Genomic DNA, 18,121 nt, shown 5'->3' on the forward strand with positions numbered 1-18,121 from the left:
GCGCTGACGTCTGATCGAGCCGGAATGAGATGATGGAACCCGCGCGGATGCCGGCCCAGAGCCGCCATGCGAAATACAGCCTTGGACAGGTGGTCCGTCACCGGTCGCGCCCGTTCCGCGGGGTGATCTTCGATGTCGATCCGGAATTCGCCAATACCGACGAATGGTACGAATCCATCCCCGAGGACGTGCGCCCCGACAAGGATCAGCCCTTCTACCATCTCTTTGCCGAGACCGAGGCGACCTATTACGTCGCCTATGTCTCGGAGCAGAACTTGGAGCTGGACTGTTCGGGAGAGCCGCTGGACCATCCCGAGGTCGGCGACATGTTCGGCGCCTTCGAGGACGGACGCTATTTCCTGGCGGGACCGGTGAACTGAGGCCGCATCAGGCGCCCTCGGCCTCGCGCTGCGTGAAGGGGATGCTGAAGGCCAGATAGTTCCGGCTCTCCTCGCGGTAGTAGCACAGCGCCTGCGTCAGGTCCTGGATCAGGAACCAGCCGAACCCGCCCTCGGGCATGTCGTCGGCCAGCATCGGCGGCAGGCCGCGCGGCAGCAGGCAGTCGTCGGGCAGGGACGCTCCGTCATCGGTCAGCGCGCAGGCCAGCCCGCCGCTGTGGCGCACGATGCACAGGTGGATCACCGGCAGGTGCGGCTCGGCGTCGTCGGGCGCCGTCAGGGGCGCGTGTTCGGCCACGTTGTTCATCACCTCGGCCAGGACCAGCTCCAGCCGTCCCAGGGTGTCGTCGCTGACCTCGGCGCGGAAGCGCAGGCGCACGTCGCTCAGCGTGTCGCGCACGGTCATCGGATGCGCGCTGAGCACGCGGTGGAACATCGGCTGCGTCCGGGCCGCGGGACGCGCGCCCGTGCCGGCATCGACGCCGATGCCGGAGCGTTCGCTGGAGGTCATTCACGTTGCTCCTTCTGAGCGATGTGGGGCTGAGCGATGTGGGGCTGAGCGGTGTGGGGCCGGGAGGCATGGGAGGCCGGGACCGCGGGGCGGATGTCGAAGACGCTGTCCATTCGCGTCAGGCGGAACACCCGCTCGACATTCGGGGTCAGCGCCAGCAGCACCAGCTCCACCGTCTCGGGCAGGCTCTTGCGGACGGCGATCATGGCACCCAGGCCGGAGCTGTCCATGAAGTCGACCGCGGCCATGTCCAGATGGACGGGCTTGCGGCGGCCGACCACGATCTCGCGCAGCTTGTCCTTGAACAAGGTCGCGATCGCCGCGTCGATCCGGGGCTCCGTCACCGTGATGTGCAGGTGGGACTCGGTCTCTTCGACGATGAACTGCATGATCGGCCTTTCCTGTGCTTCTGCGTTCCTCAGTAGACGGGAAAGGTTACGATCCGGTAAGCGGAGGGCAGGGACATGAGGGGGAATTCATGACGACACGACAGATTTTCGTGCAAGGTGCCGCGCGCACCCCGATGGGCGGGCTGATGGGGGCGCTGTCGCCCGTCGCCGCCGCCGATCTGGGCGGCACGGCGATCCGTGCCGCGCTGGCGCAGGCAGGCGGGCGGCCGGTCGATTCGCTGCTGATGGGCTGCGTGCTGCCCGCCGGGCAGGGGCAGGCGCCGGCGCGTCAGGCGGGCTTTGCCGCGGGGCTGGGACAGGAGGTGCCGGCCACGACGCTGAACAAGATGTGCGGATCGGGCATGCAGGCGGTCATGATGGCCGCCGACGCGATCGCCGCGGGCAGTGCCGAGACGGTCGTGGCCGGCGGCATGGAGAGCATGTCGAACGCCCCCTATCTGCTGCCGAAGATGCGGGCGGGCGCGCGTCTGGGGCATGGGCAGGTCCTGGACCACATGTTCCTGGACGGGCTGGAGGACGCCTATGACAAGGGCCGCCTGATGGGCACCTTCGCCGAGGATTGCGCCGCCGAGTTCGCCTTCACCCGGCAGGCGCAGGACGAATACGCCCTGGCCAGCCTGACCCGCGCGCAGGAGGCCATTGCCCGGGGCGCCTTTGCCGCCGAGATCGCCGCGGTCACCGTGCCGGGCCGCGGCGGCGACCGAATCGTCGAGATCGACGAGCAGCCGGGCCTGGCCCGCCCCGACAAGATCCCGCGGCTGAAGCCCGCCTTCCGCAAGGACGGGACGGTGACGGCGGCCAACAGCTCCAGCATCTCGGACGGGGCGGCGGCGCTGGTGATCGGGGCCGATCCGTCGGGCGCCGTCGCGCGCATCCTGGGTCATGCCAGCCACGGTCAGGCGCCCGGACAGTTCCCGACCGCCCCCGTGCCTGCTGCCGAAAAGCTGCTGGCCCGGATCGGCTGGAGCACCGACAGCGTCGATCTGTGGGAGGTGAACGAGGCCTTTGCCGTCGTCCCCATGGCCTTCATGGCGCGCATGGGCCTGTCGCATGACCGCGTCAACGTGAACGGCGGGGCCTGCGCCCTGGGCCATCCGATCGGCGCATCGGGGGCGCGCATCATCGTCACGCTGATCCATGCGCTGCAGGCCCGCGGCCTCAGCCGGGGGGTCGCCGCCATCTGCATCGGCGGCGGAGAGGGTACCGCCGTCGCCATCGAGCTGACCTGAACTGCCCGCAAAACCGGCAGCCTGCCGTCCCGTGCATCGGCACGGCTTCGCCCGGCCGGTCATGCTGCGGAACCAACAGGCAAATCCGGCGGTTCTGCTGTGGACTTCGGACGGGCGGACGCGGATCATCGGCGGGGCGCAAGACCCTGAATGACGCGTGACGAGTGGGGGATGGATGAGCACATACAACGAGATGTTCGAGGGCGAGCGCGTGCGCGAACCCTATGCCCGGCTGCGGGAATGGGTCGAGACGATGCCCGACGACTTCCGCCAGATGAAGCAGGCCGAGGCCGAGGCGCTGTTCCGGCGCATCGGCATCACCTTCGCCGTCTATGGCGAGGGCGGCGATCCGGACCGGCTGATCCCCTTCGACATGATGCCCCGGGTCTTTGAGCAGGCCGAGTGGCGCCGCCTGGAGCGCGGCATCAAGCAGCGCGCGCGGGCGCTGAACGCCTTCCTGCGCGACGTCTATGGCCGCGGAGAGATCATCCGCGCGGGCCGCATCCCGGCGCGGCTGGTCTATCAGAACGAGGCCTATGAGAAGGCCGTGGTCGGCGTGGTGCCGCCGCGCGGCATCTATTCGCACATCATCGGCATCGACCTGGTGCGCACCGCCAAGGACGAGTTCTACGTCCTGGAGGACAACTGCCGCACGCCGTCCGGGGTCAGCTACATGCTGGAGAACCGCGAGATCATGATGCGCATGTTCCCCGGCCTGTTCCGCGGCAACCGGATCGAGCCCGTGGACCAGTATCCCGACCTCCTGCGCCGCACGCTGGAATCGGTGGCGCCGGCGAAATGCAACGACCGGCCGACCTGCGTGATCCTGACGCCCGGCCATTTCAACAGCGCCTATTACGAGCACAGCTTCCTGGCCAACCTGATGGGGGTCGAGCTGGTCGAGGGGCAGGACCTGTTCGTGGATGGCGAGTTCTGCTACATGCGCACCACCACCGGCCCGCGCCGGGTGGACGTGATCTATCGCCGGATCGACGACCCGTTCCTGGACCCGCTGTGCTTCAGGCCCGACAGCATGCTGGGCATTCCGGGGCTGATGGACGTCTATCGTTCGGGCGGGGTGTCGATCTGTTCCGCGCCGGGCGCGGGCGTGGCCGACGACAAGGCCATCTACACCTTCGTCCCCGAGATGGTCCGGTTCTATCTGGGCGAGGAGCCGATCCTGAACAACGTCCAGACCTGGACGCTGTGGAAGGACGACGATTACCGCTATGTGATGGAGCACCTGCCCGAACTGGTCGTCAAGGAGGTCCACGGATCGGGCGGCTACGGCATGCTGGTCGGCCCCAAGTCCACGAGGGAGGAGATCGAGACCTTCCGCGCCAAGATCCAGGCCAATCCGTCGAACTACATCGCCCAGCCCACGCTGGCCCTGTCCACCTGCCCGACCTTCGTCGAGGACGGCATCGCGCCGCGCCATGTGGACCTGCGGCCCTATTGCCTGTGCGGCGACCGGATTGAGCTGGTGCCGGGCGGCCTGACCCGCGTCGCGCTGCGCGAGGGGTCGTTGGTGGTGAACTCGTCACAGGGCGGAGGTGTCAAGGACACCTGGGTCCTGTCGGAATGAGGGGACGCAACACGATGCTCAGCCGCACCGCCTCCAACCTGTTCTGGATGGGCCGCCATCTGGAACGCGCCGAAACCGCCGCCCGCCTGCTGGACGTGGGCCAGCGCATCACGCTGCTGCCCAATACCGAGGCCGGCTATCAGAACGAATGGAACTCGCTGCTGCAGGCCTCGGGCAGCGCGGACCTGTTCGGCCAGAAATACGGCGGCATCACCCAGGAGAACATCGAGGAGTTCATCTTCTTCGACCATGACAACCCCTCATCGGTTGTCAGCTGCGTCGAGAAGGCGCGCGAGGCCGGGCGCATCGTGCGCACCGCGCTGACCAGCCAGGTCTGGGACGCGCTGAACGTGGCCTATCAGGAGCTGCGCAAGATCGAGCGCACCCCGCGGGCCAAGCTGGACACGGCCTCGCTGACCGATTTCGTGACCGCCCACACCTCGACCGTGCGGGGCGCGATCAACGCCTCGCAGCTGCGCAACGACGGCTGGCACTTCATGAACCTGGGCTATGGGCTGGAGCGGGCCGACGCGACCGCCCGCCTGCTGGACGTGAAGTATTTCGTGCTGCTGCCGCGCATCGAATTCGTCGGATCGGGTCTGGACACCTATCAGTGGCAGGTGATCCTGCGCGCGCTGTCGGCGCATCGGGCCTATCACTGGGCCTATGGCGGCGACATCACCGCGGGGCAGGTGGCCGATTTCCTGATCCTGAACGGGGAAAGCCCGCGCGCGCTGATCACCTCGCTCTATGAGACGGTGTGGCACCTGGAGGGGCTGGCGCGGCGCTATGGCGACAGCGTGCCGACCAGCGCCCGCGACAAGGCGCGCGAGGTGCTGGCCGCGCTGCAGGCCCGCGACATCGAGATGATCTTCGACGAGGGCCTGCACGAGTTCCTCAGCTGGTTCATCCAGGAGCTGTCCACCGTCTCGAACCTGGTGCACCAGGACTATCTGCTGGGAGGAGTGTGACCCATGCGCCTGATGATCGCCCATGAGACGCTCTATCGCTATGACCAGCCGATCCGGAACCTGGTCCAGAGCCTGCGCCTGACGCCCTCGATCTTCGAGGGGCAGAAGACCCATGACTGGCAGATCGACGTGTCGGGCGGGCTGCGCGGGCCGGGCTTCCGCGACGGCGCCGGCGACTGGATCGAGGGCTGGACCGTGCGCGGCCCGGTCGATCAGGTCACGGTCCGCATCACCGGCCGCGTGGACACGCGCGACACGGCAGGCGTTCTGCGCGGCCACCGCGAGATGATCAACCCGTTGACCTATCTGCGAGACAGCCCGGCGACCCGGCCCGACGATGCGCTGCGTGAACTGGCCGCGTCCGTGGCGGGCGACGACCCGCTGGACCGGGCGCACCGCCTGTCCAGCGCGATCAGCGACCGCATCGCCTTTCGCCCCGGCGTGACGCAGACCGGCACCACCGCCGCGCAGGCCCTGGCCTTGGGCGAGGGGGTCTGCCAGGACCACACCCATGCGCTGACCGCCATCGCGCGCCTGTCGGGCATGCCGGCGCGCTATGTCTCGGGCTATCTGCACTCGACGCTGGACGGCAAGGCCCATGACGCGGCCCATGCCTGGGCCGAGATCCATGTGCCGGGCCTGGGCTGGGTCGGCTTCGACGCGGCGAACCGCTGCTGTCCGGACGAGCGCTATGTGCGGTTGGGATCGGGCCTGGATGCCGCGGATGCGGCCCCGATCCGGGGCGTCGCCATGGGGTCGGGCGCCGAGGACATGGACGTGACCGTCAGGGTCGAGGAGATGGCGCAATAGCCGCCACCCACGGCCAGACCAGGCTGGCCGCGATCGCCCACATGACTAGGGCGATCGCGAATTCCAGCCGCCGCCACGCGCGGGGCCGGGCAAAGACCGGCCGCAGCCACGCCGCCCCATGCGCCAGCGTCAGGAAGAACAGGAACGATCCGCTGATCGCGCCCGCCGCGAACCATGCCTCGGACCCCGGATACTGGGTCGAGATCGCGCCCAGCAGCACCACCGTGTCCAGCCAGACATGCGGGTTCAGCCAGGTGATCGCCAGGCAGGTGGCCAGCACCGCCCCAAGCGGCGCGTCCGGCCCCTGCCCCGCCACCTCCAGCGCCGCGTCGGATCGCAGCGCGGACCGCAGGCTGCGCGCCCCGTACCAGATCAGGAACGCCGCCCCCGCCGCCCGCATCACCGGGTCCAGCCAAGGCAGCCGCGCGGTCAGCGCCCCCGCCCCCGCCACGCCCGCCCCGATCAGCAGCGCATCCGACAGCGCGCAGGTCAGCGCCACGGCGGTCACATGCTGCCCCCGCAGCCCCTGCCGCAGCACGAAGGCGTTCTGCGCGCCGATCGCCACGATCAGCCCAAGCCCGGTCGCCATGCCGGTGAAGAAGACGCTCATTGCGGGGCCTTTCCCGTGGATCGCCCCCGTCCTAGCCTGTCGTCCCGCCCCGGACAAATTCGGATGGCTTACGCGGGTGAAGGAAAACCGATGCTGGACCATGCCGCCGCCCGTGCCGTCGCGCTGATCGCCCGCCTGGGCAGCTTCGATCAGGCGGCGCGGGCGCTGAACATCTCGCCCTCGGCCGTGTCGCAGCGGGTGCGCCAGCTGGAGGAGCGTCTGGGCACGGTGCTGATCCGGCGCGGCCAGCCCTGCACCGCCACCCCGGCGGGCTTGCGCCTGTGCCGCCATATGGAGCAGGTCGACCTGCTGGAGGCCGGCCTGGCCCGTCACCTTCCGGGCCTCTCGCAGCCCTCGGACCCGCGGCCCAGCCTGCGCGTCGCGGTCAATGCCGACAGCCTGGCGACCTGGTTCCTGCCCGCCTTGGCCGATTTCACCGCCGATGGCGCGGTGCTGGTCGATCTGTCCGTCGATGACGAAGGCCATACCGCCGACTGGCTGCGCGAGGGCCGGGTCCTGGCCGCCGTCACCGCCTCGGCGCAGCCGGTGCCCGGATGCGAGATGCGGTCCCTGGGCGTCCTGCGCTATCGCGCGACGGCCAGCCCGGACTTCATGGCGCGGCACTTTCCGGGCGGCGTCACCGCCGCGGCGCTGGCCCGCGCGCCCGCCTTGGCCTTCAACCGCAAGGACCGGATGCAGCAGGACTGGGCCGCCCGGCACTGGGGCGTGGGCAGCCTGCCCGCGCATGGCCTGCCCTCCAGCACCGGCTTCGTCGAGGCGTGCCTCGCTGGCATGGGCTGGGGCCTGAACCCCGAGGCCCTGGTCGCGGGGCATCTGGCGGCGGGGCGGCTGGTCGCGCTGGCGCCCGGCGTGCCGCATGACGTGGCGCTGGTCTGGCAGGTGAACCGCGTGGCGGCCGCGTCGCTGACGCCCCTGACCCGCGCGGTGCGGCGTGCGGCGGCCGCGGCCTTGCCGCGCGACGGGGCCCCGGACGATTTCGGAACCACCGCGGGTTCAAATGCGATAGGGTGATGGTGATTGCGGTTCCCGCCGCGGCCGCGCATCCCGTCGTGAAAGGCATCCGATGTTCGACAATGCCGACGCCATCCTTCTGGCCCGCATCCAGTTCGCCTTCACCGTCAGCTTCCACTTCCTGTTTCCCGCCTTCACCATCGGGCTGGCCAGCTTCCTGGCGGTGCTGAACGGGTTGTGGCTGTGGACCCGCGACCATCAGTATCTGGACCTGTTCCGATACTGGGTGAAGATCTTCGCCCTGGCCTTCGCGATGGGCGTCGTATCGGGGATCGTGATGTCCTATCAATTCGGGACCAACTGGTCGGCCTTTTCCGACAAGGCGGGGCCGGTCATCGGCGCGCCCATGGCCTATGAGGTGCTGTCGGCCTTCTTCCTCGAGGCGGGGTTCCTGGGGATCATGCTCTTCGGCCGTGACCGGGTCGGGCCAACGCTGCACATGATCGCCTGCGCGGCGGTGGCCTTCGGGACCGCCATGTCGGCCTTCTGGATCCTGTCGGTGAACAGCTGGATGCACACCCCCGCCGGGTTCGAGATCGACGCCGAGACCGGCCAGTTCCTGCCCACCGACTTCTGGCAGGTGATCTTCAACCCGTCCTTCCCGTACCGGCTGATGCACACGGTCACGGCGGCCTACCTGACCACGGCCTTCATCGTGGGGGGCGTGGCCGCGCTGCACATGCTGCGCCACCGCCACCGCCGCGACAGGGTCAGCCCGGCCACGCGCACCATGTTCAGCATGGCCATGTGGATGGCCGCCATCTTCGCCCCCGTGCAGATTGTTCTGGGCGACATGCACGGCATCAATACGCTGGAGCATCAGCCCGCCAAGGTCATGGCCATGGAGGGCCATTTCGAAAGCCATCCCGAGGGCGCCCCGCTCTACCTGTTCGGCATCCCCAACCAGGAGGAGCAGCGCCTGGACTATGCCATCGGCATCCCCAAGCTGTCCTCGCTGATCCTCAAGCACGACCTGAACGCGCCGCTGGACGGGCTGGACACCATTCCCCGCGCCGATCAGCCCCCCGTCGCGGTGGTCTTCTGGTCGTTCCGGGTGATGGTGGCCCTGGGCTTCGCGATGCTGGGCCTCGGGCTGTGGTCGCTCTGGGCGCGCTGGCGGGGGGTTCTCTATGACAGCCCGATGCTGCACCGCGCCGCGCTGATCCTTTCGCCGGCCGGGCTGATCGCGGTCCTGGCGGGCTGGATCACGACCGAGGTCGGCCGACAGCCCTTCACCGTCTACGGCCATCTGCGCACCGCGGATAGTGCCGCGCCCTTGGATGCGGCGGCGGTGGGCGCGTCGCTGATGGCCTTCATCATCGTCTATTTCGCGGTGTTCGGGGCAGGGACCTACTACATCCTGCGGCTGATGAATCGGCCTCCGCTGCGCGACGAGCCGCGGCTGAAGGATGTGAACGACAGCCCGACTCGCACCGCCGGCACCACCCCCGCGCATCAGCACGGCGCGCGCGCGCCCCAACCCGGAGAATGACCATGCCCCTGACGGAAGGCGTATCGCTGGACCTGACGGTCATCTGGGCCTTCGTCATCGCGTTCGCGGTGCTGGTCTATGTGGTGCTGGACGGGTTCGACCTGGGTCTGGGCATGCTGTTCGCGGCCGAACGCGAGGGCGGCGACCGCGACCTGATGATGAACTCGGTCGCGCCGGTCTGGGACGGGAACGAGACCTGGCTGGTGCTGGGCGGCGGCGGGCTGTTCGCGGCCTTTCCGCTGGCCTACGGGCTGATCCTGCCCGCGCTTTATGCGCCGATCATGGCCATGCTGCTGGCGCTGATCTTTCGCGGCGTCGCCTTCGAGTTCCGCTGGCGGACCAGGCGGTGGCGCGGGGTCTGGGACTTGGCCTTCATCGGCGGGTCGGCGGTCGCGGCGCTGTCGCAGGGCATCGCCCTGGGCGGGCTGCTGCAGGGCATCGACATCGACAAGGCGGCGCGGGAATATTCAGGCGGCTGGTGGGACTGGCTGACCCCGTTCAGCGTGGTTGTCGGCGTCGCGGTCATGGTGGGCTACATGCTGCTGGGCGCGACCTGGCTGGTGATGAAGACCACCGGCCCCCTGCAGGAGCGGATGCGCAAGCGCGCGTGGCTTCTGGGCGTCGCCACGGTGGGCTTCATGGGCGTTGTCAGCCTGTGGACGCCCTTCCTGCAGGACGGGTATTACAGTCGCTGGTTCGGGGGCTGGAACATCCTTCTTGCGGTGGGCGTGGGCGCGGCGGTGCTGGCGCTGGCCTTCGGCCTTTTCACCACGCTGATGCGGCGGCATCATGACTACTGGCCGTTCCTGTTCGCGCTCGGCATGTTCGTCCTTGCCTTCGGGGGGCTGGGATTTTCCATGTTCCCCTACATCGTCCCGGTCGAGGTCACCATCTGGGAGGCCGCCGCCCCCGAGAACAGCCAGATCTTCATGCTGGTCGGCGCGGCGGTGCTGGTGCCGGTGATCCTGACCTATACCGCCTATTCCTACTGGGTGTTCCGCGGCAAGATGGATCCCCGGCAGGGCTATCACTGATGCCCCTGGCCCTGCGACGGCTGGCCTGGTTCGTGGCGATCTGGCTGGCCAGCGTCGCGGCGATCGGGACGGTGGCCTGGATCATCCGCCTTTGGATCGCCTAGCCCAGATAGGCCCGCAGCCCCGGTGGCGGATCGTCCAGCAGCGGCCCGGTGGGGCAGGGCGGATGGACGCGCCCCTCCTCGACCAGCAGGGTGTCAGGCGCGAAGCTGCGGGCATCCTCGGGATCGTGGGTCACCATCAGCACGGTCGTGTCCGCGGCGACCTGCGCCAGAAGCGCCAGCATCTCGGCCTTGAGCGCGGGACCCAGGGCCGCGAAGGGTTCGTCCAGCAGCAGCAGCGGCCGCGCCCGCAGCAGGACGCGCGCCAAGGCCACTCGGCTCTGCTGTCCGCCCGACAGGCTGTCGGGGCGCCGGTCCCCCGTTCCGGTCAGCCCGACCTGATCCAGAACCTCCAGCACGCGCGCCTTCTGGACGCGATCCAGACTCAGGTCCGGGCGCAGTCCCATGCCCACATTTTGTTTCACGCTGAGATGTGGAAACAAGTTGTTGTGCTGAAACAGGATCGACAATGGCCGCTTGCCGGGTGGCAGCGCGGTGATGTCGGCACCCTCCCACAGCAGGCGTCCTCGCGTCGGGGTCAGAAAGCCCGCGATCACCGCCAGAAGCGTCGACTTTCCCGAACCCGACGCTCCGATCACCGCGTGACGCCCCTGCGGCACGGTCAGATCTGCGGTCAGGGTGAAACCGTCCTGACGCAGAAGGATGTCCTTGAACTCAAGCGCCATGGCGGCCTCCCCGGTCGAAGGCCCAGAACAGGCCAAGGCTGAGCGCCATCAGCAGCAGGGCGCAGGCCGCCGCATCCGCCAGCCGATAGCCGTTCATCAGCTGATAGAGCATCAGCGGCAGGGTCGGGTTGTCGCCCGCGAAAAGTGTGATGACCCCCAGATCGCCCATGGCCAGCGCCGCCGCCAGCCCCGCGCCGAAGCCCAGGGGCCGGGCCAGGCGCGGGAGGACCAAGAGCCGCAGCCGCGCCCAGCCCCGCAGGTCCAGCGACGCGGCCAGCCGACCGTAATCCTCCTGCAGCGTGCGCGCGGCGGGGATCAGCGCGCGCAGCGCGAAGGGCAGGGCCATGGCCGTGTTGATCAGCGCGGTGACCGGCAGGGCCATCTGCTGCGGCGTGACCGTGCCGCGCAGCAGGATGAACAGCCCCGTCCCCAGCACCAGCGGCGAGGCGATCAGCGGCAGCATGCCCGCCGCCTCGACCCACCGGGCCGCGCCCCGCGCCACCGTCAGGGCCAGCGCCAGGGCCGCGCCTGCGCAGAGCAGCGCCGAGATCACCGCCATCAGCACCGAGCGGCGCGTGGCCTGCCAGACCTCGGGCGGCAGGGCGGTCAGGCGCGGCAGGCCCGTCGCCGCGACCGAGATCAGCGGCGCCAGCAGGAACACCGCCGCCGCCGCGATCACCGCCGCATCCGCCGGCCGCCGCCAGCCGTCGGGCGCGGGCGGCCCGCCCGAAGCGTCCAGCCCCGCGCCGAAGCCCGCGGGCACCGTGATCCGCGCGGCCAGCGCCGCCGCCGCGATGCAGATCGCGATCTGAACCATCCCCAGGGCCGCCGCCCGGCCCAGATCGAAATCGAAGCGGAAGGCCTGATAGATGGCCAGCTCCACCGTCGTGGCCCGCGGCCCCCCGCCCAAGGCCAGCGCCACCGTGAAGGAGGTCAGGCAGACCAGGAACACCGCCAGCCAGACGCCGGGCAGCACGCCGCGCAGCATCGGGCGCTCCAGATGGCGGGCGATGTCGCGGGGCGCGAAATCCAGGGACGCAGCCAGCCGGAAGCGTTCGGCGGGAATCGCCTGCCAGCCCTGCAGGATCAGCCGCACCGACAGCGGCAGGTTGAAGAACACATGCGCCAGGATCACCCCCTGCCAGCCATAGATGCCGATGGCGGGCAGGCCCAAGGCCTCCAGCGCGCCGTTCAGCGCGCCGTTGCGCCCGAAGATCGCGATCAGGCCCAGCACTGCCACGATCACCGGCAGGATGAAGGGCGCGCCCAGCAGCGTGACCAGCAGCCCCCGTCCCCGGAACCGGCGCCGCGCCAGCGCGCGTGCGACTGGCACGGCCAGCGCCGCCGACAGGGTCGCGGACAGCGCCGCCTGCCAGCACGTGAACCAGACCGCGCGCAGGTCCCATTCGGTCAGGCCCGACAGCCCGCCCGCGACCCAGGCCACCGCCGCCAGCGTGCCCAGGATCAGCGCTGCCAGCGCGCCCGCGATGGCGTGGCCGATGCTCAGCGGAGGGCCCGCTGCCATTCGTCCAGGGCGGGGGCGCGAAGGGCCTCGGCCTCGTCCTCGGACAGGAACAGGGTCTTGTCGGGCCGGGGCAGGTCGCGCATCACCTGCGGCCAGTCGGCCTGAGGCAGTTTCGCGGGCAGGGACCAGTTGGCCAGCGGGATCGTCGCCTGGAAATCGGGGGTCAGCACCCAGTCCATGAAGGCCTGCGCCAGTTCGGGCTGATCGGTGCCCGCGACCTGCGCCACCAGTTCGGCCATGAAGTAATGCCCCTCGGGGAAGATCGCGGCGCGCTTGGTGTCGTCCTCTTCGGCCGCAATATGATAGGCGGGGGACGTGGTATAGGACAGCACCATGTCCGCCTCGCCATCCGTGAACAGGCCATAGGATTCGGACCAGCCGCGGGTGACGGTCAGCACCTTGGGGGCCAGCTTCGCCCAGGCCTCGCCCGCCTCATCGCCATAGACCGACTTGACCCAGAGCAGCATCGCCAGACCCGACACAGAACTGCGCGGGTCCTGGATGACGATGCTGATGTCCTCGGCCTCCAGCAGCTCGGCGAAGCTGGCGGGCGGGTTCTCCAGCCGGGTGCTGTCATAGACGAAGGCCGTCTCGCCCCAGTTGTAGGGCAGGAAGATGTCGTCCTCCCACGCGATGGGCAGCGACAGGTCGGACGTGTCCTGCCCGTGCGGCGCGAACAGGCCCGATGCGCGGGCGCGCGCGGTCATGTCGGTGTTCAGGCCGAAGACGATGTCGGCCTGGGTGCCCGCCCCCTCCATCAGGATGCGCGGCAGCACGTCGCCGGTCACGAATTGCAGGTCGCAGTCGCAGATCGCCTCGAACCCCTCCTCGATGGCGGGGCCGGGGCCCCATTCGCTGGTGACGCTGTCGCCGGCATAGACGGTCAGGATGCGGTCCTGGGCCAAAGCGGGGGTGGCCAGCAGCAAAGCGGGGATCAGGACGGATTTCATGGGCAGCCTCTCTTGTCGGGTGATCGAAAAGAAGGGGTGCGCACCTTCCCTCCGCCGGTGTGAGCCGGATCAGGTTCTACGGGTCCGCTGTCGCGTCTCAGCCCGCATGGGGCACCCCGAGGTGCCCCTGAATGTAGAGGTTTCGCGCGCCCGCGCAAGCGGATAGAAACCGCCCATGACCAGGGACGCGACCGACCAGCCCACGCCGATGATGGCGCAGTATCTTGCGATCCGGGAGGCCAATCCCGGCGCGCTGCTGTTCTATCGCATGGGCGATTTCTACGAGATGTTCTTCGACGACGCGGTGGCCGCCGCCGCCGCGCTGGACATCGCGCTGACGAAACGCGGCACCCATCTGGGGGAACCGATCCCCATGTGCGGCGTGCCGGTCCATGCCGCCGAGGGCTATCTGCTGACGCTGATCCGCAAGGGGTTCCGCGTGGCCATCGCCGAACAGATGGAGGACCCGGCCGAGGCGAAGAAGCGCGGTTCGAAATCGGTCGTGGCCCGCGACGTGGTGCGGCTGGTGACACCGGGCACCCTGACCGAGGAATCGCTGCTGGAGGCGCGGCGGCACAATTACCTGGCGGCCTTCGTGGTGGTCCGCGAGGAGGGCGCGCTGGCCTGGGTCGACATCTCGACCGGCGCGTTTTCGGTGATGGATTGCCCCCTGCCGCGCCTGGCCCTCGAACTGGCGCGCCTGGCCCCGCGCGAGGTGCTGGCCTGCGACACCGGGCTGGAGGAGCTGATCGGCGATGCGGGCGCGGTGATGACCGACCTGCATGCCAGCGCCTTCGACAGCAATGCCGGGACGCGGCGGCTCTGCGCGCTCTATGGCGTCGAGACGCTGGATGGCTTCGGCAGCTTCACCCGCGCCGAACTGGCCGCGATGGGCGCCATCGTCGATTATCTGGACATGACGCAGAAGGGCCGCCTGCCGCTGCTGCGCCCGCCCATGCGCGAACGGGCGGGCGGCACGATGCAGATCGACGCCGCGACCCGGCGGAACCTGGAGCTGACCCAGGCCCTGTCGGGCGGGCGCGACGGCTCGCTGCTGGCGGCCATCGACCGCACCGTGACCGCGCCGGGCGCGCGCCTTCTGGAACGCCGGATCAGCGCGCCGTCGCGCGATCTGGGCCTGATCGCGGCGCGCCATGATGCGGTGGCGGCGCTGGCGGGGGATGCGCGGCTGCTGGCGGATCTTCGCGGCGCGCTGGCGCGGGTGCCGGACATGGACCGGGCGCTGTCGCGGCTGGCGCTGGACCGGGGCGGGCCGCGCGATCTGGCCGCGATCCGGGCGGGGCTGACGCAGGGCGCGGCGATCGCGGCGCGTCTGCCCGGCGATGCGCCCCCGGTGCTGCGCGAGGCGGCGGGTGATCTGGTCGGGCATGAGGCGCTGGTCGATCTGCTGGACGATGCGCTGGTGGCCGAGCCGCCTCTGCTGGCGCGGGATGGCGGTTTCGTGGCCGAGGGGCATGACGCCGATCTGGACCAGACCCGGCGCCTGCGCGACGAGGGGCGCGGCGTCATCGCGGGCATGCAGGCCGATTACGCGGCCCTGGCCGGGGTCGGCAGCCTGAAGATCAAGCATAACAACGTCCTTGGCTATTTCATCGAGACGACGACCACCCATGCCGAGCGCATGATGGCCGCGCCCTTGAACCAGACCTTCATCCACCGCCAGACCACCGCGAACCAGATCCGCTTCACCACGGTGGAACTGTCCGAACTGGAGACCCGCATCCTGAACGCCCGCGACCGCGCGTTGGAGATCGAGCGGGGCATCTTCGACCGCCTGCGGACGGCGATCCTGGATCAGGCGGCGCGGATCGGGAAGGCGGCCCGCGCGCTGGCCGAGATCGACCTGGCCTGCGCCTTCGCGGATCTCGCCTCGGGCGAGGGCTGGGTCCGGCCGCGCGTCGACGACAGCCGCGCCTTCGTCATCGAAGGCGGCCGCCATCCGGTCGTGGAACGCGCGCTGCGCCGCAAGGCGGAGAGCTTCGTCGCCAATGATTGCGATCTGACCACCGGGGCCACGCCCGCGATCTGGCTGCTGACCGGGCCGAACATGGCGGGCAAGTCGACCTTTCTGCGGCAGAACGCGCTGATCGCGGTGCTGGCGCAGGCAGGGGCCTTTATTCCCGCGCGCGCGGCGCATATCGGGCTGGTCAGCCAGCTGTTTTCCCGCGTGGGCGCCGCCGACGACCTGGCGCGGGGGCGCTCGACCTTCATGGTCGAGATGGTGGAAACCGCCGCGATCCTGAACCAGGCCGATGACCGCGCGCTGGTGATCCTGGATGAGATCGGGCGCGGCACCTCGACCTGGGACGGGCTGTCGATCGCTTGGGCGGTGATGGAGCATCTGCATGCCGCCAACCGCTGCCGCGCGCTGTTCGCCACGCATTACCACGAGATGACGGCGCTGTCCGCGAAGCTGGAGGGCGTCGAGAACGCCACCGTCACCGTGCGCGAATGGCAGGGCGAGGTGATCTTCCTGCACGAGGTCAGGAAGGGCGCGGCCGACCGCAGCTATGGCGTGCAGGTGGCAAAGCTGGCGGGCCTGCCCGCCTCCGTCGTGGAACGCGCCCGCACCGTCCTGACCGCGCTGGAAAGCGGAGAGCGTCAGTCGGCCCGCCCCGTGGCGCTGATCGACGATCTGCCGCTGTTCCGCGCGGCCCCGCCGCCCGGGCCCAAGGCCCGGCCGCTGGACGACCGGCTGAAGGCGGTCCATCCCGACGCCCTGTCCCCGCGCGAGGCGCTGGACCTGATCTATGAGTTGAAAGCCCTGTCCGAGGAGACGCGACCATGAGCTACAACACCTTCGGCCGCGAGTTCCGCTTCACCACCTGGGGCGAAAGCCACGGCCCGGCCCTGGGCGCGACGGTGGACGGCGTGCCGCCGGGCGTGCCCCTGACCGAAGAATTTATCCAGCGCTTCATGGACCGCCGCCGCCCTGGCACGTCCAAGCATACCACGCAGCGGCGCGAACCCGACCAGGTTCGCATCCTGTCCGGCGTCTTCGAGGGCGTCACCACCGGGACCGCGATCCAGCTGATGATCGAGAACACCGACCAGCGGTCCAAGGATTACGGCGACATCGCGACCAGCTTTCGCCCGGGGCATGCCGACATCACCTATCACCTGAAATACGGGGTGCGGGATTATCGCGGCGGCGGCCGGTCTTCGGCGCGCGAGACGGCCGCGCGGGTCGCGGCCGGTGCGGTGGCGCAGGCGGTGCTGGGCGCGATGGTGCCGGAGCTGCGCATCACCGGTTATATGGTGCAGATGGGGGCGATGCATCTGGACCGCGCGCGGCTGGACCTGGGCGCGGTGAACGACAATCCGTTCTTCCTGCCTGATGCGGGCGCGGTGCAGGCCTGGTCGGATTACCTGGACGGCATCCGCAAGGATCAGAACAGCGTCGGCGCGGCCATCGAGGTTTGTGTCCAAGGCTGCCCGCCGGGCCTCGGCGCGCCGGTCTATGCCAAGCTGGACACCGATCTGGCCGCCGCAATGATGTCGATCAATGCCGTGAAGGCCGTGGAGATCGGCGAGGGCATGGCCTCGGCCGCGCTGACCGGCGTGGCCAATGCCGACGAGATCCGCATGGGGCCGGACGGCCCGGAGTTCCTGTCGAACCATGCGGGCGGCATCCTGGGCGGGATCTCGACCGGTCAGGACATCGTCGTGCGTTTCGCGATCAAGCCGACCAGCTCGATCACCACGCCCCGCCGCTCGATCAATGCGCGCGGAGAGGAGATCGACGTGATCACCAAGGGCCGCCACGACCCCTGCGTGGGCATCCGCGCCGTTCCGGTGGCCGAGGCCATGGCGGCCTGCGTCATCCTGGACCACCTGTTGATGGACCGGGCGCAGACCGGGGGCCTGCGCGGTCAGATCGGCTGATCTGCCAGGAACGCGTCGACTTCGGCGCGGGTGGGGATGGCGTCGCCTGCCCCCGCCCGCGTTACCTTGAGCGCCGCCGCCCCTGAGGCCAGCCGCAGGGCGGCAGGAATATCCGCCCCGCCGTCCAGCGCCGCCGCGAAATAGCCCGCGAAGGTGTCGCCCGCGCCCGTGGTGTCCACCGGCGTCACGCGGAACGAGGGCTGCTCATGCACCTGGCCCGTCGTCAGGTCGCGATATTCGGCCCCGTCGCCGCCGCGGGTGATCAGCAGGCCCTGCACCGGCAGATCGCCCGGCACGCCCGCGAACAGCTGCTCGGCCTCTCCGGCGTTCATCGCCAGGATCGACACATGGGGCAGGACCGCGCGCACCGCCTCCAGATCGAAGGGCGCGGCGGAATAGATCACGCGCGCGCCCTGCGCCTGCGCCGCGCGGGCGGCGGCGACCTGGCCGTTCGTCTCGTTCTGGATCAGCAGCGTGTCGGCGGGGGTCAGGGCGGACAGGGCCTGGGTCAGCGCGGCCTCGTCGATGGCGCGGTTCGCACCGGGATGGATGACGATGGCGTTTTCCGCATCGGCATCCAGCAGGATGATCGCGTGGCCCGTGGCCTGATCCTGCAGCCGGGCGACATGGCCCATCTCCACGCCCGCCTGCGCCAGCCGGTCGCGCACCCAGTCATCGCCCGTGCCCATTGCGCCCAGGTGATGCGTGACCGCGCCCGCGCGCGCCGCGGCGACCGACTGGTTCGCGCCCTTGCCGCCCAGGCCCTGGGCATAGCCGCGCGAGGCCAGTGTCTCTCCGGGCTTGGGCAGGCTCTCCAGCCGATAGACATGGTCGATGTTGATCGAACCCAGGTTCCAGATTGCCATGCCTG

18 protein-coding genes and 1 riboswitch are annotated in these 18,121 nt (G+C 69.7%); of the genes, 11 read left to right on the top strand and 7 right to left on the bottom strand.

Annotated elements, in window-relative coordinates:
• Positions 1–47: 47 nt before the first annotated feature.
• Positions 48–380, top strand: a complete 333-nt coding sequence (hspQ, locus tag AC2SGK_RS11580) for a heat shock protein HspQ (RefSeq protein WP_488323681.1) — start codon at positions 48–50, stop codon at positions 378–380.
• A 7-nt stretch (positions 381–387) separates the two neighbouring features.
• On the opposite strand, the gene AC2SGK_RS11585 is transcribed toward hspQ, so the two are convergent.
• Both AC2SGK_RS11585 and AC2SGK_RS11590 read right to left on the bottom strand, forming a co-directional pair.
• Complete coding sequence (locus tag AC2SGK_RS11585) at positions 388–909, bottom strand: ATP-binding protein (RefSeq protein WP_488323682.1); 522 nt, start codon at positions 907–909, stop codon at positions 388–390.
• Positions 906–1,298 carry an STAS domain-containing protein gene (locus tag AC2SGK_RS11590; protein WP_488323683.1) on the bottom strand — a complete coding sequence of 131 codons (393 nt, stop codon included), beginning with the start codon at positions 1,296–1,298 and terminating at the stop codon, positions 906–908. Before AC2SGK_RS11590 ends, AC2SGK_RS11585 begins: the two co-directional genes overlap by 4 nt.
• 89 nt (positions 1,299–1,387) lie before the next feature.
• Between AC2SGK_RS11590 and AC2SGK_RS11595 the strand changes: the two genes are divergently transcribed.
• The 4 genes from AC2SGK_RS11595 to AC2SGK_RS11610 all read left to right on the top strand — a co-directional run bounded on the left by AC2SGK_RS11595 (position 1,388) and on the right by AC2SGK_RS11610 (position 5,914).
• Positions 1,388–2,548, top strand: a complete 1,161-nt coding sequence (locus AC2SGK_RS11595) for an acetyl-CoA C-acyltransferase (protein ID WP_488323684.1) — start codon at positions 1,388–1,390, stop codon at positions 2,546–2,548.
• A 175-nt stretch (positions 2,549–2,723) separates the two neighbouring features.
• Positions 2,724–4,133 carry a circularly permuted type 2 ATP-grasp protein gene (locus AC2SGK_RS11600; RefSeq protein WP_488323685.1) on the top strand — a complete coding sequence of 470 codons (1,410 nt, stop codon included), beginning with the start codon at positions 2,724–2,726 and terminating at the stop codon, positions 4,131–4,133.
• A 14-nt stretch (positions 4,134–4,147) separates the two neighbouring features.
• Positions 4,148–5,104 carry an alpha-E domain-containing protein gene (locus tag AC2SGK_RS11605; protein WP_488323686.1) on the top strand — a complete coding sequence of 319 codons (957 nt, stop codon included), beginning with the start codon at positions 4,148–4,150 and terminating at the stop codon, positions 5,102–5,104.
• A 3-nt stretch (positions 5,105–5,107) separates the two neighbouring features.
• On the top strand, positions 5,108–5,914 hold the full coding sequence (locus AC2SGK_RS11610; protein ID WP_488323687.1) for a transglutaminase family protein: 807 nt from the start codon (positions 5,108–5,110) through the stop codon (positions 5,912–5,914).
• Here the strand turns inward: AC2SGK_RS11610 and AC2SGK_RS11615 are convergent.
• Positions 5,889–6,524 (bottom strand): LysE/ArgO family amino acid transporter, encoded by a 636-nt coding sequence (locus AC2SGK_RS11615; RefSeq protein ID WP_488323688.1) that lies wholly within the window; start codon positions 6,522–6,524, stop codon positions 5,889–5,891. The genes AC2SGK_RS11610 and AC2SGK_RS11615 overlap by 26 nt on opposite strands.
• Before the next feature lie 90 nt (positions 6,525–6,614).
• On the opposite strand from AC2SGK_RS11615, the gene AC2SGK_RS11620 reads away from it, so the two are divergent.
• Genes AC2SGK_RS11620 through AC2SGK_RS11635 form a run of 4 tightly spaced genes read left to right on the top strand, consistent with a single transcriptional unit; the run spans position 6,615 to position 10,186 of the window.
• The gene (locus AC2SGK_RS11620) at positions 6,615–7,556 is read left to right on the top strand and encodes a LysR family transcriptional regulator ArgP (protein WP_488323689.1); all 942 of its coding nucleotides are present in this window, start codon (positions 6,615–6,617) and stop codon (positions 7,554–7,556) included.
• Positions 7,557–7,608: 52 nt separating this feature from the next.
• Positions 7,609–9,048 (top strand): cytochrome ubiquinol oxidase subunit I, encoded by a 1,440-nt coding sequence (locus AC2SGK_RS11625; protein WP_488323690.1) that lies wholly within the window; start codon positions 7,609–7,611, stop codon positions 9,046–9,048.
• A gap of 2 nt (positions 9,049–9,050) precedes the next feature.
• Complete coding sequence (cydB, locus tag AC2SGK_RS11630; RefSeq protein WP_488323691.1) at positions 9,051–10,082, top strand: cytochrome d ubiquinol oxidase subunit II; 1,032 nt, start codon at positions 9,051–9,053, stop codon at positions 10,080–10,082.
• Positions 10,082–10,186 (top strand): DUF2474 family protein, encoded by a 105-nt coding sequence (locus AC2SGK_RS11635; protein WP_488323692.1) that lies wholly within the window; start codon positions 10,082–10,084, stop codon positions 10,184–10,186. The genes cydB and AC2SGK_RS11635 overlap by 1 nt, the downstream gene beginning before the upstream one ends.
• Here AC2SGK_RS11635 and AC2SGK_RS11640 read toward each other — a convergent pair.
• From AC2SGK_RS11640 to AC2SGK_RS11650, 3 genes are read right to left on the bottom strand one after another with little or no spacing between them, the layout of a single operon-like run.
• Positions 10,183–10,869 (bottom strand): thiamine ABC transporter ATP-binding protein, encoded by a 687-nt coding sequence (locus tag AC2SGK_RS11640; protein WP_488323693.1) that lies wholly within the window; start codon positions 10,867–10,869, stop codon positions 10,183–10,185. The genes AC2SGK_RS11635 and AC2SGK_RS11640 overlap by 4 nt on opposite strands.
• Entirely contained in the window at positions 10,859–12,394 is a 1,536-nt protein-coding gene (locus AC2SGK_RS11645) for an ABC transporter permease family protein (protein WP_488323694.1), read from the bottom strand. The genes AC2SGK_RS11640 and AC2SGK_RS11645 overlap by 11 nt, the downstream gene beginning before the upstream one ends.
• Positions 12,373–13,344, bottom strand: coding sequence for a thiamine ABC transporter substrate-binding protein (locus tag AC2SGK_RS11650; protein WP_488323695.1), 972 nt, complete (start codon positions 13,342–13,344; stop codon positions 12,373–12,375). The genes AC2SGK_RS11645 and AC2SGK_RS11650 overlap by 22 nt, the downstream gene beginning before the upstream one ends.
• Before the next feature lie 29 nt (positions 13,345–13,373).
• Positions 13,374–13,473, bottom strand: a riboswitch (TPP riboswitch).
• Between the two features lie 46 nt (positions 13,474–13,519).
• Between AC2SGK_RS11650 and mutS the strand changes: the two genes are divergently transcribed.
• Both mutS and aroC read left to right on the top strand, forming a co-directional pair.
• On the top strand, positions 13,520–16,153 hold the full coding sequence (mutS, locus tag AC2SGK_RS11655; RefSeq protein WP_488323696.1) for a DNA mismatch repair protein MutS: 2,634 nt from the start codon (positions 13,520–13,522) through the stop codon (positions 16,151–16,153).
• Positions 16,150–17,250: a chorismate synthase gene (aroC, locus tag AC2SGK_RS11660; RefSeq protein ID WP_488323697.1), complete on the top strand. Its 1,101-nt coding sequence runs from the start codon at positions 16,150–16,152 to the stop codon at positions 17,248–17,250. Before mutS ends, aroC begins: the two co-directional genes overlap by 4 nt.
• Here the strand turns inward: aroC and AC2SGK_RS11665 are convergent.
• Complete coding sequence (locus AC2SGK_RS11665; protein WP_488323698.1) at positions 17,238–18,116, bottom strand: ribokinase; 879 nt, start codon at positions 18,114–18,116, stop codon at positions 17,238–17,240. The genes aroC and AC2SGK_RS11665 overlap by 13 nt on opposite strands.
• Between the last annotated feature and the right edge of the window lie 5 nt (positions 18,117–18,121).

Source organism: Paracoccus sp. NIOT.M2S5SZ12, from assembly GCF_057748165.1.